Source organism: Peptostreptococcus anaerobius 653-L (assembly GCF_000178095.1).
In the GTDB taxonomy this organism is placed as follows: Bacteria; Bacillota; Clostridia; order Peptostreptococcales; family Peptostreptococcaceae; genus Peptostreptococcus; species Peptostreptococcus anaerobius.
Genome location: NZ_ADJN01000063.1, coordinates 29,698 through 46,735, shown reverse-complemented (window position 1 = coordinate 46,735; position 17,038 = coordinate 29,698). Strand labels below are relative to the sequence as shown.

Annotated in this window: 18 protein-coding genes; 16 read left to right on the top strand and 2 right to left on the bottom strand. The window is 35.0% G+C overall.

The window, feature by feature from the left end:
- The 5 genes from HMPREF0631_RS07935 to HMPREF0631_RS07915 are packed head-to-tail and all read left to right on the top strand — an operon-like array spanning position 1 to position 4,520.
- On the top strand, positions 1-606 hold the full coding sequence (locus tag HMPREF0631_RS07935; RefSeq protein ID WP_002844357.1) for a lysophospholipid acyltransferase family protein: 606 nt from the start codon (positions 1-3) through the stop codon (positions 604-606).
- Between the two features lie 36 nt (positions 607-642).
- Positions 643-1,491, top strand: a complete 849-nt coding sequence (gene ispH, locus HMPREF0631_RS07930) for a 4-hydroxy-3-methylbut-2-enyl diphosphate reductase (protein WP_002844331.1) — start codon at positions 643-645, stop codon at positions 1,489-1,491.
- Between the two features lie 14 nt (positions 1,492-1,505).
- Positions 1,506-3,443: an ATP-dependent zinc metalloprotease FtsH gene (ftsH, locus tag HMPREF0631_RS07925; protein ID WP_002844346.1), complete on the top strand. Its 1,938-nt coding sequence runs from the start codon at positions 1,506-1,508 to the stop codon at positions 3,441-3,443.
- 34 nt (positions 3,444-3,477) lie between these two features.
- The gene (locus HMPREF0631_RS07920; protein WP_002844339.1) at positions 3,478-3,945 is read left to right on the top strand and encodes a DUF2628 domain-containing protein; all 468 of its coding nucleotides are present in this window, start codon (positions 3,478-3,480) and stop codon (positions 3,943-3,945) included.
- Between the two features lie 8 nt (positions 3,946-3,953).
- The gene (locus HMPREF0631_RS07915) at positions 3,954-4,520 is read left to right on the top strand and encodes a thymidine kinase (protein ID WP_002844324.1); all 567 of its coding nucleotides are present in this window, start codon (positions 3,954-3,956) and stop codon (positions 4,518-4,520) included.
- 324 nt (positions 4,521-4,844) lie between these two features.
- On the opposite strand, the gene HMPREF0631_RS07910 is transcribed toward HMPREF0631_RS07915, so the two are convergent.
- Complete coding sequence (locus tag HMPREF0631_RS07910) at positions 4,845-5,747, bottom strand: D-alanine--D-alanine ligase (RefSeq protein WP_002844297.1); 903 nt, start codon at positions 5,745-5,747, stop codon at positions 4,845-4,847.
- Positions 5,748-5,901: 154 nt separating this feature from the next.
- On the opposite strand from HMPREF0631_RS07910, the gene HMPREF0631_RS07905 reads away from it, so the two are divergent.
- The 8 genes from HMPREF0631_RS07905 to HMPREF0631_RS07870 all read left to right on the top strand — a co-directional run bounded on the left by HMPREF0631_RS07905 (position 5,902) and on the right by HMPREF0631_RS07870 (position 12,260).
- Positions 5,902-7,164 (top strand): competence/damage-inducible protein A, encoded by a 1,263-nt coding sequence (locus HMPREF0631_RS07905; protein ID WP_002844296.1) that lies wholly within the window; start codon positions 5,902-5,904, stop codon positions 7,162-7,164.
- Positions 7,165-7,181: 17 nt separating this feature from the next.
- Positions 7,182-7,979, top strand: coding sequence for an HAD family hydrolase (locus HMPREF0631_RS07900; protein ID WP_002844316.1), 798 nt, complete (start codon positions 7,182-7,184; stop codon positions 7,977-7,979).
- A 60-nt stretch (positions 7,980-8,039) separates the two neighbouring features.
- Positions 8,040-8,594 carry a hypothetical protein gene (locus tag HMPREF0631_RS07895; RefSeq protein WP_002844299.1) on the top strand — a complete coding sequence of 185 codons (555 nt, stop codon included), beginning with the start codon at positions 8,040-8,042 and terminating at the stop codon, positions 8,592-8,594.
- Between the two features lie 3 nt (positions 8,595-8,597).
- Positions 8,598-9,605, top strand: coding sequence for a TIGR01212 family radical SAM protein (locus tag HMPREF0631_RS07890; protein ID WP_002844293.1), 1,008 nt, complete (start codon positions 8,598-8,600; stop codon positions 9,603-9,605).
- Positions 9,550-10,125, top strand: a complete 576-nt coding sequence (locus HMPREF0631_RS07885) for a zinc dependent phospholipase C family protein (protein WP_019595430.1) — start codon at positions 9,550-9,552, stop codon at positions 10,123-10,125. Before HMPREF0631_RS07890 ends, HMPREF0631_RS07885 begins: the two co-directional genes overlap by 56 nt.
- Before the next feature lie 280 nt (positions 10,126-10,405).
- Entirely contained in the window at positions 10,406-10,987 is a 582-nt protein-coding gene (locus HMPREF0631_RS07880; RefSeq protein WP_002844336.1) for a TVP38/TMEM64 family protein, read from the top strand.
- Positions 10,988-11,021: 34 nt separating this feature from the next.
- Positions 11,022-11,732 (top strand): ribonuclease H1 domain-containing protein, encoded by a 711-nt coding sequence (locus tag HMPREF0631_RS07875; protein ID WP_002844332.1) that lies wholly within the window; start codon positions 11,022-11,024, stop codon positions 11,730-11,732.
- A gap of 135 nt (positions 11,733-11,867) precedes the next feature.
- Complete coding sequence (locus HMPREF0631_RS07870; protein ID WP_002846410.1) at positions 11,868-12,260, top strand: hypothetical protein; 393 nt, start codon at positions 11,868-11,870, stop codon at positions 12,258-12,260.
- A gap of 50 nt (positions 12,261-12,310) precedes the next feature.
- On the opposite strand, the gene HMPREF0631_RS07865 is transcribed toward HMPREF0631_RS07870, so the two are convergent.
- Entirely contained in the window at positions 12,311-12,991 is a 681-nt protein-coding gene (locus tag HMPREF0631_RS07865; protein ID WP_002844313.1) for a LexA family transcriptional regulator, read from the bottom strand.
- Positions 12,992-13,306: 315 nt separating this feature from the next.
- Between HMPREF0631_RS07865 and HMPREF0631_RS07860 the strand changes: the two genes are divergently transcribed.
- From HMPREF0631_RS07860 to HMPREF0631_RS07850, 3 genes are all read left to right on the top strand, one after another.
- Positions 13,307-14,749 carry a VanW family protein gene (locus tag HMPREF0631_RS07860; protein ID WP_002844298.1) on the top strand — a complete coding sequence of 481 codons (1,443 nt, stop codon included), beginning with the start codon at positions 13,307-13,309 and terminating at the stop codon, positions 14,747-14,749.
- A gap of 136 nt (positions 14,750-14,885) precedes the next feature.
- Complete coding sequence (locus HMPREF0631_RS07855; RefSeq protein ID WP_002844349.1) at positions 14,886-15,752, top strand: YitT family protein; 867 nt, start codon at positions 14,886-14,888, stop codon at positions 15,750-15,752.
- Between the two features lie 113 nt (positions 15,753-15,865).
- Positions 15,866-16,813, top strand: a complete 948-nt coding sequence (locus HMPREF0631_RS07850) for an MORN repeat-containing protein (RefSeq protein ID WP_002844351.1) — start codon at positions 15,866-15,868, stop codon at positions 16,811-16,813.
- The last annotated feature ends 225 nt before the right edge of the window (positions 16,814-17,038 follow it).

Here is a 17,038-nt window from a genome sequence, read left to right as displayed (position 1 = left end):
ATGAGATTATATAATTTTGTATGTTCCCTATTAAGGTTTTTAGTAGCTATATTATTTAGGTTTGAAGTAGTAGGAGCTGATAATATACCAGATGAAGGTAAATATATAATAGTATGCAACCACAAGAGTTGGATTGATCCTATTTTTATGATGGCTGCAGTAAGAAACAGAAGGATAATACCAGTAGCAAAAAAGGAACTATTTGATGTTCCAGTACTTAAGAACCTTTTAAATAAGATGGAAGTTATACCTATAGATAGGGCAAATCCTAGTATGTCCACTGTTAAGGCCATACTTAGCCAGATAAAGCAAGAGAGAGTCTTAGGAATATTTCCAGAGGGTACAAGGGCAGCTAGAAATGAATTTTTGCCAGCCAAGCCTGGTGTTGCACTTTTTGCTATAAAGTCTAAGGCAGATATTATACCTATGTCTCTTGTCACAAGATATAGGGTATTTTCAAAGGTAAGAGTAGTTATAGGTGAACCTATAAGTATGGAAGAGTACAGAAATAGGAAGGTGACAAAGGAGGAATACCCTCAGATAGCGCAAGCTATGATGGACGTGGTTGAAGTTAACTACGATTTAAATAAGGAAGGAATAATGTAGATATAAGAATCTTGTATCTACGGTTGAGGATTAGATATGAAGAAAATATTGATAGCGGACGATGCTGGTTTCTGCTTTGGTGTAAAGAGGGCTATGAACATAGCTTGGAATGAAGTGACGAGCACTGAAAATGAAAAGATATATGCCCTAGGTCCATTGATACACAACAAGCAGGCAGTAGCTAAGTACGAAGAAAAGGGTCTGGTTACAGTTGACGAGATAGGTCAAATTGAAGACCAGAGTTCAAAGATGATAATAAGGTCGCATGGTGTGGCTAAGAAGATATATGATGAGGCAGAAGATCATGGTTTGGAAGTTGTAGATACTACTTGCCCATTTGTCAAAAAGATACACACACTTGCCAAGAAGGCTTATGATGAGGGCAAGCAGGTTATAATACTTGGTGATGCCTCTCACCCTGAAATAATCGGTATAAACGGTTGGTGTCAAAACTCTGCTATAATATTTAAGACACTAGAACAATTTAAAGAAATTGACCTAGACAAGTCCAAGGAATACCTAGTTGTTTCCCAGACTACTATGAACGAAAAAGAGTTTGAAAAAATCGTTGAATATATAGATAAACTAGATATGAATATAAATATTGAGAATACTATTTGCTCTGCTACAAGAGTAAGACAGAATTCTGCAAGAAAGATTGCCAGTCAGGTAGATGCAATGGTAGTAATAGGTGGAAGACACAGTTCAAATACCCAAAAGTTAGTCAAGATATGTTCTGAGTCAGTTGATACCTATGCAGTTGAAACAAAGAAAGAGCTGGAAGGTGTAAGTTTTGACACTTATGAAATCATAGGCGTCACAGCAGGTGCATCTACTCCGGATTGGATAATTGAAGAGGTTATTGATTACCTATCTAGTTTATAGTTGGGAGGTATAAAATGGATAATAAAAAGAAACCAAATGCTAATTTCCTATGGTTCTATGGTGTTTTATTGGTTATGACACTACTTATGAACGGCCTATTAATACCTAATTTCGAAAAACAGAGAGTTACAGAGGTCGGATATGGTAGTTTCATAAGAATGCTTGAACAGAAGAAGGTTGAAGAAGTAAAGTTAGAGGACAACAAGATATCCTATATTACTAAGGGTGACAAGAAGAAATATGTAACTGGAAAGCTTGATGACCCTGAACTTGTTTCAAAATTACAAGAGTCAGGTGCCAAGTACGCACAGGATATACCTAGTGGAAACACTATGATTATAAACTTTTTCCTTATGTGGGTTGCACCTTTTATATTCTTGATGCTTATAGGAAGGTTCTTACTATATGGACTTGGTAAACGCATGGGACCAGGTGGCGGTATGATGTCGCTAGGAAAGTCTAACGCAAAACTATATGTCAAATCGACAGGAGTCATGTTTGATGATGTAGCAGGTCAGGATGAGGCCAAAGAAGCCCTAACAGAGATAGTAGACTTCTTGCATGAACCTGCTAAGTATACTGCTATTGGAGCCAAGATGCCTAAGGGAGCCCTTTTGGTAGGACCTCCTGGTACAGGTAAGACCCTGCTTGCCAAGGCTGTTGCAGGTGAAGCTGGAGTGCCATTCTTTTCTATATCAGGATCTGAATTCGTTGAGATGTTTGTTGGTATGGGAGCTTCAAGGGTAAGGGACCTCTTTAAGCAGGCCAAGGAAAAGGCACCTTGTATAGTGTTTATAGATGAAATAGACGCTATAGGTAAGAAGAGAGACGGTGCTTTTGGTGGCGGAAATGATGAAAGAGAACAGACCTTAAACCAGTTATTGAGTGAGATGGACGGTTTTGAAAATGGCATAGGTATAGTTATGCTTGCTGCTACAAATAGGCCAGACTCATTAGACAAGGCCCTACTAAGACCAGGCAGGTTTGACAGAAGAATACCAGTTGAGCTACCAGACCTAAAGGGTAGGGAGTCTATACTTAAGGTCCATGCTAAGGATGTAAAAAAATCAGAAGAAATAGATTACAATCAAGTTGCAAGGGCTACATCAGGCGCATCAGGTGCAGAGCTTGCCAATATAGTCAATGAAGCAGCACTTAGGGCTGTTAGGATGAAGAGAGAGGGAATCAAGCAGGAAGACCTTGAGGAATCTGTTGAAACAGTCATAGCTGGATACCAGAGAAAGAATGCCGTAATAAGTGAGGAGGAAAAGAGGATTATAGCCTACCATGAAGTAGGACATGCCTTGGTAGCCGCTGCTGGAAAGCATTCAGCACCAGTTCATAAAATCACTATTATACCTAGAACGTCTGGAGCCTTGGGTTATACAATGCAGGTCGATGAAGTAGAGAAGTTCCTTATGACAAAGGATGAAGCTATAGACAAGATTACAACTTATACAGGTGGTAGAGCAGCTGAAGAGGTAATATTCAACGTGAAAACTTCAGGTGCATCAAACGATATTGAAATGGCTACCAAGATAGCAAGAGCTATGGTAACTAGATTCGGTATGGATGAAGATTTTGGTATGGTTGCCTTAGAGACAGTTACAAACCAGTATCTAGGAGGAGACTCTTCACTTGCTTGCTCCCAGGATACATCTAAGAAGATAGACGATTCTGTTATAGCAATCGTAGGAGCTTGTCATGACAAGGCTATAAATATCCTAAAGGACAATATAGAAAAACTACATGAGATATCTGAATACCTTCTTAAAAACGAGACTATTACTGGGGAAGAGTTCATGGATATACTAGATAATAAGTATGAAATCACTCCGGACCCTAAGTTAAGTCATGATGAAGGCAAAGAAAATGACCATATAGATGAAGAACTAGGGAAAGATGAGATTTTGGTAGATACAAATGAAAGTACTACAGATAAGGCGGATTAACAAATAAAATACAATTAAAACATTAGGGGGCAATATGAGATACGAAACTTTTGAAAAACCGATTGAAGAAAAGGACCTTGTAGGCAAAAACTACGAAGAATACTACAAGCCGATTTTTGACCAGTTTAGAAATGGAGAAAAGAAGTCTTTTAACCTATGGGCTATGCTTATTAGCCCTTACTGGTATATTTACAGGAGGATGGTATCTCATGGTGCCCTTGTAATTGGAATACAGATTATGCTACTTATGCTTGCCTATGTTACAAAGAAACCATTATTGATAGGACTATTCTGTCTTAGTTTTCTGGAGTATATTAGGTCAGGGTTTTACGGAAACTATGCCTACTACAAAAAAATACAGTCAAATGTAGAGTTTGGTAATACAGTAGAATCCAAGTATAAACAAAAGTATATAAATGACAAATCTGGTGTTGATTTGCAGATTGCAATCGCCTGGGTGTTTGGATCAATAGCAATAGGATATATTGCCTTGTTTATATAGGAGGAATTATGGCTAAATTATATTTTTACTATGGAGTGGTTGGGTCATCAAAGACAGCCAATGCCTTGATGGTGCACTATAACTATCATGAAAGAGGGAAAAAGGCCCTACTTGTTAAACCAGACTTAGACCAAAGAGATGGTGAATATATACTTAAATCTAGGATAGGTCTTAAGCATAAGAGTGAGCTGATGTCAAACTTCATCAAGTATAGCAATGAAGATATAAAGAAGTATGATTGCATAATAGTAGATGAGACTCAGTTCGCTACTAAAGAAGAAATCGACTTTTTGTCTGATATAGTGGACAAGCTTGGTATACCTGTGATGTGCTACGGACTTAGGACGGACTTTATGAATGAGTTATTCGAAGGTTCTAAGAGGCTGATTGCCATAGCAGATGAAATACACGAAGTAAAGACAGTATGTTGGTGTGGTTCAAAAGCTACTTGCAGTGCAAGATACAATGAAAATGGTATTGTGAGACAAGGAGAGCAGATAGAACTAGGAGCCAATGATAAGTACGTTGCCCTTTGTAGGAAACACTATAAAGAAGGAAACTTTGGACCTGAATAGAATTAAGATTAAAGTTAAAGAAGGCTAGAATATTATATGAATATTATAGCCTTCTTTTTTGTGTTATTTACTGATATCTCATTTAAAGGTATTAAAAAGTGGAAGGATATTATAGCTTGATAAAGTAACATTCCCATTGAATTACTATAATTTCAAGTTGAAAGTTAGGTAAAGAATTCCGACTAGCGATAGCGATTTAGGAATTCTCCTAACTAAAACTTAGAAATTATTAATTCAAGTGGGAGTTACAATCAAGCTAAAAATCCTTCCATTAACAGTATCTATTACAAATAAAGCTAAAAATCCTTCCACTAACAGTATCTATTAAATCTCAGCAGATTCTATCAACTTATCCAACAACCCTGAATAATCTATTCCTCTAGCCTTAGCTGACTTAGGTATTAGGCTTGTCTCTGTCATACCTGGTAGAGTATTTATCTCTAGTAGGTAGACCTGATTGTCTTCTGTTATTATGTAGTCGGCTCTCACATAGCCCCTACAGTTGTATATGTCCCAACATGTTCTTGAAGTATCTTCAAGTGTTTTTGCAACTGATTCTTCAAGTTCTACAACTTCTTCTCTTGCTCCGTTTGATGTAGAGTATTTTGCTTCGTAGTCAAAGAACTCGTGGTCAGAAGTTATTCTGATTGTAGGGAATACTTCACCATTTAGTATAAATGAAGTATGTTCAATTCCCTTGATATATTCTTCAATCATTACTATATCATCGTACTTAAAGGCCTCAATAACTGCAGACTCAACCTGGTCCTTAGACTTTACAAGGTTAGTTGCAACACTTGATCCTCCTGAGTTTGGCTTTATAAATACCGGATAGCCTATTTCATCAATTTTGTCATAGTCTATGGCATCAACACTCTTAACTATTGCCCAATTTGCAGTCTTGACTCCATTTTCCCTTGCTATTATCTTTGTAAAGTTCTTGTCCATAAGGATACCACTTGTAAGTGGGTTACATCCTGAGTAATTTATGCCCATTGTTTCTAGGACAGCCTGTATTGAGCCGTCTTCTCCAAATTTTCCATGTAGTCCAATAAGGGCCAAGTCTATATCCTTGTCCAATTTGAAAATGTCATCCTTGCTATCAATTCTAAAGTCTATAACATCGTATTTATTCTTATCTAAGTTATCTATCATAGCCTTGCCAGAATTAAGAGATACTTCTCTTTCTGATGAGACTCCACCATATAATACTGCGATTTTTTTCATAAATTCAACTCCTTTTTTAATCCATATCTAATTATACACTTTCTTGAAAATGGGTGCAAGCTTTAAAAACTTGTATAAATTACCTATTTTTGCTATTATATAATTATAGATTCTAGGGAGAAAATATAGATCAAACTAGAATAGGGAGGTAATTATGAATATTGATATAATTTCAGTTGGAACAGAATTATTGCTAGGTGATATAGTGAACACTAATGCACAGTACCTATCTAAGGAGCTAAGTGCACTAGGTATAAATGTATATAGACAGATGACCGTTGGAGACAATATGGATAGGCTCCTTAAGGCCTTTGAATATTCCTTCAAGGACGCCGATATAATCCTTACTACAGGTGGTCTTGGTCCTACTACAGATGATATCACTAAAGAGGGAGCTGCCAAGTATTTTGGTCAAGACCTAGTCCTACATGAACCTTCATGGAAAATAATAGAAGAAATGTGTTCTAAGTTTTCTGGTGGTAAGGACAAGATACCAGCAAACAACAAGAAACAGGCAATGTTTCCAGTAGAAGCCAAGGTAATTCCAAATAGCAAGGGGACAGCACCTGGGGCTATATTTGAAAAGGACGGCAAGAAAATAATTGTAATGCCTGGACCTCCTAGGGAAATGAAGGCTATGTTTAGAGAGTGTGTTCTGCCATACCTAATAGACCATACAGACCATCTGTTTAAGTCAAGATACATAAGACTCTTTGGAATAGGTGAATCAGCACTCGAACTTAAGATACTAGACATATTAAACGAACAGACAAATCCTACAGTTGCCCTTTACGCAAAAGAAGGAGAGGTACTTATACGCCTTACTGCTAGGGCTAAGGACGATGAGGAATGTGAAAGACTTTTAGATGAAAAATTTTGTGAGATAAATGATAGATGCTCTGACTACATATATTTAGTAGGTGATGATACTATATCTTCTACTCAAACAGAGCTTGATAGGGTTGTTGCAGACTTATTATTAAGGAAAGACCTTAGCCTAGCTGTTGCAGAGTCATGTACAGGTGGTATGGTTACATCATCTCTTATAGACCATAGTGGAATATCAAGATGTCTATTGGAAGGCTGTGTTACATATTCAAACCAGGCCAAGGTAAAAAGACTTGGTGTATCTCAAGATACTCTTGATAAATATGGAGCAGTAAGTGAACAAACAGCTATAGAGATGGCGAGAGGCGTTGCGACAAGTCTTGGAGCTGATATAGGTGTTTCCACTACAGGAATTGCAGGTCCAGATGGTGGAAGTGAAGAAAAACCGGTTGGACTAGTATACATTGGTATATATGTAAAAGGAAAAACATATGCCATTAAGAGGATATTTACTGGTGATAGGGCAAGAATTAGAAGAAGAGCTACAAATGAGGCCTTAAATCAGGTAAGAAAAGTATTAATAGATTAGGTGATATGGAGGAGTTTATGATAAAGAATATATTTTGTGACTTGGATGGGACCTTGTACAGGGATGGGATTTCTGACAAGGACAAACAGGCTATAAGGGATGCCAAAGAAGCGGGTATCAAGTTTAATATAGCTACTGGTAGAGTAATAGACCATTCATTGTCAATAATGGAGGACCTTAACTTAGATTCTTATTTAATAGTAGAAAATGGTTCTTATATATATGATAACAAGATGGAGTGTTTCTATAGGGGAGTTTTAAGTGACTTAAGTATAAACAAGATTATAGAAACTTATAATAAATTTGACTTCATTGACCCAAAAGAAGAGGTAATATATTTTAAATATGATGGCAAGGTTATAATGCCTGAGGATGGTTCAAAGGCTGAATACTTAAGTAGGGGATTTTCTATTGACCCTACCATAGTAACTAGGCAAGTATATGAATCAAAGGTAGGAAATATAGGAGTTGTCTGTACTGACCCTGAAAAACTGGCCAAAATGATAGGTGAGTTTTCTCTTGCACTTGGACCAGACGTTGAGGTATATGCTTCAAGTGAAACAACATTAAATATTGTACCAAGAGGAATATCAAAGTTTGATGCTATCAAGTTGGTATGCAAAAGAGAGGGTATAAGTCTAGAGGAGATATCTACTATAGGCGATTCTGCCAATGATATCAGTATGTTGAAGAACGTCAGATACAGCTTTGCTATGGAAAACTCAAGCCCTGCTGTAAAGTCTTCTGCTAGCTTTGAAACTCCTTCAGTAGCAGATGCTATAAAAATGATAATTGATTTAAATGCTCAAGAATAGGGGTATAATATAAGTACACAATATTATTAGTGTTAGCTAAAGTCTTGGAGGAAGGAAAATATGAACTATATCTTTAATTTTAACTTAAATGATTTTTACAAGAACAAGGATGGAAAAAAGATTATAATACTTGGAGTGACACTACTTGCAGTTGGCATCTATTGTTCTACTAGAAAGTACATGGGTATTAATATATTCTCATGGGGCTTGTCACTAGTATTTTTCTATGGGGCATGGTTAGCACTTAAGGAACTAAACCAGTTGACTAAGTATGCTGCAAAATCCGATATTAGAAAGCAAAGATACTACTTATATGGTTGCCTATTGATGGCTGTATTACTTATTATTTGGCCTAAGTGGGTCAATATGGTAGCATCTATTGTATTGGGCATACTGCTATTGTCCATCCAGATAAAGAAATATCTAGATTATAAAAGACATATGTTGCCTTACTATGGCTTGACTGACTTGGTGAAATTATTAGTTGGTTTGATGTTGATAATGTCACCGCTATTTTTGTCAAAGTTTATAGTGGGAATACTATCATTTATAGCAATTCTGGTAGGTGTGTATTTTATCAGTATCGGGATAAAGATAGAAAATGGAAGGTTTTAACAAATGGAAAAATTTAAGTACGCTATCGAAAATAAAAGGTACCATACTTGGAACTATTATTTGAGACAAAAGTATAATACAAAGGTATTTAAGGTATCTATCAATGCTGGTTTTACCTGTCCTAACATAGATGGAAGTATCAGCAGGGGTGGCTGTACATATTGTAGTAAAGAGGGATCAGGTGATTTTGCCGGAAATCCCAAAGATGATTTAGTAACTCAGTTTCAAGCTATGAGACTGATGATGGAAAAAAAGTGGCCTAAGGCAAAGTACATAGGGTATTTTCAAGCATTTACCAATACCTATGCCCCTCTAGAAGTACTAAGAGACAAGTATGAGGTGATACTTGAACAGGACAATGTAGTAGGCCTATCTATTTCTACTAGGCCAGACTGTATAGAGGATGATGTCCTTGAATACTTAGACGACCTAAACAAGAGGACTGATCTTTGGGTTGAGCTAGGTCTACAGACAATACATGATGATATATCAAAAAGGATAAACAGAGGGCATGACTATGCTATATTTCTAGAATGTGTAAATAGGTTGAGGTCTAAGAATATAAATGTTGTTGTACATATTATTGACGGACTTCCTGGTGAAGACCACGATATGATGCTTGAGACAGCCAAGGCTATATCCAAGCTAGATATACAAGGGGTAAAGATACACCTTCTTCATGTGATAAAGGACACTGTAATGGCTAGGCAATATGACAAGGGACAGTTTGACCTTATGACAAAGGAAGACTATGTCAAGATTGTATGCGACCAGCTAGAGATACTACCACAAGAAATGGTGATTCACAGGTTGACTGGTGATGGCAAAAAAGAAGACCTAGTAGGACCTATGTGGAGTCTAAAAAAATGGGAAGTTCTAAATGCTATAGATGATGAACTCAAGAGAAGGGATTCATGGCAGGGAAAATATTTCAATAGGAAGAGAGGTGATAGATATGATGATGAAAACACACATAATCCTATCAAAGTCTTTAATAGACAATACCGATAAGACTAAACAGTTTTTCCTTAGTGAAAATAATTTTATATATGGTAATATAAAACCTGACATAGTTTCAAAGTACAAGCTTAAGAAACATTACTTAGATGAGTCGTATACAATGATCAAGACAAAGATTGAAAAGATGAGCAGTCTTAACCTCGATAGTCTTGAAAAGCTATATAGCAAGTCTAGTTTCTCCCAGGAGATAGGTGTCATTTGTCACTTTTTGGCAGATTTTTTCTGTGTGGCCCATAGTGAAAGGTGGGAATTTAAGCACAGTATGTATATACACGTTCAGTATGAGAGGGGTCTAACAAAGGTGGCAGAGGATTACTACCTAAAGGATGATAGACTATCACATCTAGAAAATTTTGATACTTTCTTTGATATGCTATACCTTGAATACAAGTCAAATGGGAACTATGAAAAAAATGACTTAAAGTATGCAGCCTATATTTGTAATACTGTGACAAACTATATACTAGATAACATATTAAATAACACAGTCAAGGCCCATACAGTTGCTTAATAATTAAATCAAACACCATCTGGATAGGTATTATATATATTACTATTCTAAAACTATAAAGTTTGGATAGATGTATATAAGTATTTATTAGGTGGTGTTTTTTAGTATATAATTTTGAGACCGATAAAAATTGGGTAACTAATATATAAATATCAAATCAATCTAAGTTTAAATTTATTGAGATACTTAATTTAAGCATATATATTTTTTAAATTCAATCATATAGATTTTTCTTAGTTGATAGACTAGGTAAATGAAAAAAATAATAAACGGAGGTTTTATGGAGATATTACAAAATGTAGATAAATTATTATATATGGCCCAAGATAACATGGTTCTCTCTATTATAAGTGGATTTTTCTTGGCCTATATAGAAAGTTTTATACCAATGATACCTATTTTGGTAATAGGGGCTGCTAACGGAGCAATAAATGGTCTATTTTTAGGATTTGCTATCACTTGGTTGGGATCTTGTGCAGGTGCATTTTCGGTATTTTTAATATTAAAGCACTTGATGAATAGGTCATTTTTCACAAAATTAATGGACAAGAATAACAAATTTAATAAGATGATAGCCAAAGTGAAAAAGTCTGACTTTAAATTCTTGCTTTTATTTTATACACTACCATTTTTGCCCAGCTCATTGACAACACTAGCTGCTGCCTATTGTAAGATAGATGTTAAAAGATTTTTGCCACCTATGGTAGCAGGAAAATTTATGATGTTATTTACAATCAGTTACTTGGGAAGTGATTACCATAAATTCGTTAAGAACCCATCTAAGCTTGTAGTTACTCTTCTTGTTTTTATACTTGTATACTTAATTGGCAAAAAGGTGGAAAGTAAGATGGATTTGAGTTAAAATATAAGTTAACGATAATACAAGGGAGATTTAAATGAAAAAAGTTTATGTTGTAAAAGAAGGAAGAAAAAAGGGTATATTCCTGACTTGGAATGATTGTAAGGAAATGATTAGTGGATACTCAAATGCATCTTACAAGTCCTTTGAAGACCCTTATGAAGCTATAGATTACCTATTAGGAAGTGATATAGATAAGTACAGAACTAAGGCAAGAGAAGATAGGGTAGATGGCAAAGATAATAATAAGTCTGAAAACCTAGAGACTATAGACCATGAAAAGACTAGTCACAGTGTAGAGAATCAACATATAGATATTGTTATGGGTAATAGCCAAAAAATAGAGGCATATGTTGATGGTAGTTTTGATTCATCTAAAGGCACTTATGGTTCTGGTATCGTAATAATTAACGACAATAAGGTGGTTGAGACAATTTCAAGGAAGGGTCAAAACCAGGAGAATATATCGATGAGGAATGTAGCAGGTGAAATTGAGGGTGCTATGATAGCTATGGAATATGCGATTGAAAATGGTTATAACACACTTGACCTATATTTTGACTACAATGGCATTGAAAAGTGGTGCACAGGAGAATGGAAGACAAATAAAGAAGGTACTAAAAATTATAAGCAATTCTATGATGGTATTAAGAATAGACTAAGGGTCAATTTTTATAAAGTGAAGGCACATTCGGGTGTTGATTACAATGAATTGGCCGATAAACTAGCAAAAGAGTCATTAATATAGACCATGAAAAAATATTTATAACAAATATTCAAAATTTGATTGATAAAAGTGTCATAATTTGTTATTATATTGATAGGGTTAATTTATGTTAAGAGTTTAGATTTATAAGTTAGTATACTTTTTGGGTTATTATATATGAGTAAGTATCATATATTTCAAATAGTTATTTCACTTATGGGTAAGTTGGAAGGTGGTGAAGACGTGAGAGACCTAATTGTAAAAGTAAAGAGTTTTTGGAGTCGTACACTTAGGTATGTCGTGTTTTCATTTATAACTGCTATTCCAGTAACAATGGCTCTTTTAATTTTGAATGCTTTTCTTGGAGTTAAAGCTTCATTTGGCTTCTATACTTGGATAATAATTGGAGTTATTGGACTTTGTACTGCTGCTCAGATGGCTAAAAATTGTGATAAGCTGTTTACTCCTATCAATAGGAAGCTTATCATCAAGCTTGAACAAGAAAGACTTGAAAGAGCAAGGCTTAACAACAGGAGAAAGAACAAGAAGTCACAAGGCAAAGTTTCATAATTTAGATATTTACACAGTGGATTTGATTATTCACTGTGTTTTTTGTTAATTTACAAGAGCACACTATAGAATACAACCTTGCCAATAAGTATAAGTTCTTGCGAATTATCATAGGATATTATTAAATCTTTAAAACAGTCATCATAACTTTCTGGGCTAAAAATAAATCTCTTATTCTTTTTATCGTTGGTAAATCTTTTTACAGAATATGAGTAATTATGGCTGAATACAACTATATCTCCAGTTGAAATACTTTTGATATCATAGTCTCTAGCAACAAGAATATTGGCACCGTCCGGTATGGTCCTATTCATACTTTCTCCATTTACCTTCATAACTACCATATCTTTTCTAGACTTGTACTTTCCTAGCATACTATCAGGAATGTCTATATAGTCAAATTCTTCTTGAGGGTCTATCAAGTCCGGAATTCCAGCAGATACTGATCCACTTATAAGGGGGTATGAGTGTATATTAAGACTTGTCGGTTCACTTGATTTATATGTTTCTAAAAGTTCCATCTCTTCTGAATTACACATTAGCCAGTCTGGGTTAATATTTAGGGCATCTGCAATAATAAATATCTTATCAGGTTTTGGAAGGTATTTACCTGACATATACGAACTTAGGGAACCTTTGTTGATTTTTGTTAGTTTAGAAAGCTTGTATTGACTTATGTGTCTGGTTTTCATAGCAAGTTTTAATCTGCTTATAAATATTTGTTTTTCCATACTCGAACCTCCTATATGTTCTATTATACCATATGGTTTAGAAAACGCAACCTATATTTTTATCAAATTGAAAAAAAACATTTCAAATATATTCTTATTCATGTTAATATAAGTATAGATAGGCTTTTGAAAATTTTGATGTTTATATATTGATATAAAACAAAATGAAATTTTCTAGATTACAGTTATTGATTAGGGGGTATCTTTTAATAATAGTATTTTATACTATTATTTTTAGTATTATGCTTTTTTGAGCACTATACTATATAGAAATTATTTGTATTATATTAGGTAAGAATTTAGCGGAGGAATTATATGAGTTTTTTAAGTGAAAACAAGAAGGTAATAATACCTGTAGGGGTAGTTGTTGCTGTACTAGCAATTGGAACGGGCATCTTGTCTGCACAAGTTTCGTCGGATAAGATAGCTAAAAATGTAAGTATTGCCGGTGTTAATCTAGGTGGTAAGACAAAGGCAGAAGCTCTTAAGTCTTTGGATAGTCAGTCTAAGTTTAAAAATATTAACTTAAAACACGCCAAGAAATATTGGACTGTATCTGTTGATGATATTGACCTTAATATAGACTTTTCAAAGACAGTTGACAAGGCATATAGGGTAAATAGGGATGGTGGCTTTTTCTCCAATTCTATGTCTATGCTAAGGTCTGACTTTGGAAAAAAGACTAGCGTACCACTTGAAATGGACTATAGTGATGCTAAATTAGAAGAAAAGCTAGTTGAAATTAAGGGTGAGTTGGATAGCCCTGTAAAAAATGCAACTTTAGAATACAAAAATGAAAAAACAAGTGTTATACCTGAAGAATCAGGTAGAGAAATGAAAGTATTGGCATCAAAGTCTAAGATTAAAAATGAACTTAAAAAAGATAATTTTGATATTGACTTAGTTGTTAAGCTAGAAGAAGCTAAGTTTAAAGCAGCAGACCTTAAGGGAATAGATACCTTGTTGGGAGCTTATTCAACAAACTACGGTGGTGTTGCAGGTAGAAGTTACAATATAGAAAAATCTGCAAGAGATACTAACGGTGTTGTTTTAAAACCGGGCGAAGAATTTTCTTTTAATGGTCTTACAGGGGATAAGACCCTTGCAAGGGGTTATAAGGTTGCACCAGTAATAGAGAGTGGTCAACTGGTACCAGGTATTGGCGGTGGTGTTTGTCAGACTTCATCGACTATATTTAATTCTGCACTCCTAGCTGGTATGGAAATAACAACTAGAAGAAACCATACTATACCATCAGATTATGTTGACTTGGGCCGTGATGCGACAGTAGTTGACGGTAACCCAGGTCAGGACTTTAAGTTTAAAAATCCGTTTAAACACAATGTATATATCAAGAACTATACTCTAAATGGCAAGCTTCATTCTCAGATATATGGCTCTAAAGAAGATTTCCAGAAAATAACTATATCTACTCAGATGTTGGGATCATTCGGTGGTGGAAACAAGACAGTCGTTGATGCTAGCGTGCCTGCAGGTAAAAAAGTAGTAGTCAAGTATGGAAGACCTGGATATAGTGTAGCAACATATAGAATATTTAAGGACGAACAAGGCAATACAGTAAAGACTGAAAAGATTGCCATAAGTACTTATCCAGCCCAGGTAGGTCTTATAAAAGTAGGACCTGCTAAGCCAGCAGCTAAACCTAATCCAGGTGCTAAACGTGGTCCAAATCAGCAGTCAGGACCAGCTGTTGGTGGAACTACTGGACAAGTTGTTTCACCTGGTAGAGGAATATAAGAACAATATAATAAAAAAATGACTAAGTCCTAGATATTCTAGGACTTTTTTATATAATAGTCACTAAATGACTAAATATCTGCTATAATTGAGTGTGTAAGAAAAATTTAATTAAGTTTAGAGTATGGGAGGATTTATGAGTCAGGTTAGAGATAGATTGAAGGAACACCCTAGTCTTAGAATGGCAACTATGGTACTAGGATTGAGTATTTCGGCGGTAGGAGTAAATGGTTTTTTAAGGCAGGCTCACCTACTAAGTGGTGGAGTTACTGGTCTTGCTACTGTTATTAACTACTTAACCGGTGTCAATGTAGGTTTGATGACATTTTTGATCAATGTTCCAATTTTTATTTTAGGATTTATATATCTTAAAAAGGATTTTTGTATTATGAGTATGATAAATATGATTATATACTCTTTTATATTGGGTATGACCCAAAATGTCGGTGGCATTATACCAGTGCATGATATGTTCTTACAGACTATATTCGGTGGTTTCTTAAACGGTTTAGGTATAGGACTTGTCTTTAGGGCTAGGGCATCTACAGGAGGTACTGATATACTTTGTGCTATTATCAAGATGAAGAGTAATGTTGAGATCAAAAATTCCAACTTTGCATTTAATGTAGGTGTTGTTATGGTTGGAACAGCATTTTTTGGTCTTACTCTTGGATTATATACTCTTATAGGATTTTATGTTAGTTCTCTTGCATTAGGCTTTATCAAGGATGCTATGAATTATCAAAAGTCACTCTTGATAATTACTGATGAGCCTGAGAAGATTGCAAAAGACATAATGAGAGACCTTGTAAGGGGGGTTACCTTCCTAAATGCTGAAGGAGCCTACACAAAGAAGCCAAAGAAGATTGTATATACAGTAGCTTTAACGAGTGAAATACCTAGGATAAAAGACATAGCTTTTAGGCATGATAAGAAGGCCTTTATATCTGTTAGTGACATTACAGAAGTAAAGGGTAGGGGATTTAAAGCAAAAGACATATAATCTAGATAAAAAAACAATTTTATTTGAAATAAGTATTTTAAAATACTAGTAAGTGTACTATAATATATAGAGTGGTAAATTGAGCTTATTTTTAATGAATGGAGGTAGTTAATTTGAGTTTATCAAAAAACTATGTTGAACTTTATAGCAACTACTTTAGAGAGATAGATGATATAAAGAAGAGCCTAAAGATGTTCAAATTAAAAAAGAATACAGCTTTAAAGTTGGGCATTTTTGCTTCAGACGAAGAGGTTTCTGAACTTGAAGAATATCTCTTAGGTGTCACTCCAAAGAATGATACTGCGAATGATAAAGAAGCAAATCAAGAATATATAGAGAACACAAAGAAAGAGTTGTCTAAAAACGAAAACTTAGCAGACATATTAGACATACTAGAAGATGAAGATAAGAACAGCGCTGCTAAGGCAAATGATATGGTTCAGATATACAGGTTCACAAATGGGGATATGTATATAGGAAGGCTACTTGATGGCAAGATGATAGGGATAGGTTCTTACATATTTGCGCCAAAAGAAGATGATGAGGGCAATATAAATACAGAGTATATCGGCAACTTTGTCAATGGTATTAGGGAAGGAAAGGGAACTTTCACCTTCTCAAATGGCAATGAATATATAGGTAACTTTGTAGACAACAAGAGCAATGGTGTTGGAAGAATGAAATACAATAATGGCGACGAGTACCTTGGCAACTGGGAAGAAGGAACCAAAGAAGGTATGGGTATATATACTTGGAAGAATGGCTATATGTATATAGGCGACTTTAAGGATGGCAAGATGGACGGAGAGGGTTCATGTTTCAATTCTAAGGGTGAGCTAGTATATAGTGGTGAGTGGCTAAAGGGCCAGATTCATGGTAAGGGCAAGTATATATGGAACAAGAACAAGTACTATGAGGGTGAGTTTGTTCAAGGTGAGAAGCACGGAACAGGAGTTTTTTACTTGAATTCACAGCCAGTTTACACAGGTACTTGGAAGTTCGACAAGCCTAGTATTTTTGATAAATCATTTGACGAGGTCTTTGCAAATATTGAGTTTTAATAATTGATTTTACTAGTACAGACAAAATTTTAATGGTATAGACAAATAGGAAGAAACCATCTTCCTATTTTATTTTGTTGCTAACTTAAGAAGCCTTAATATAAAAATTTTGTTTAAAGACATATTTTAAGGCAATATATTGATTTTTTATATTTATCTTGCATAAATTATGTGAAAAAAAAGGATTTATACAAGATATGTCGAAATTAGTTATAGTGAAGATTG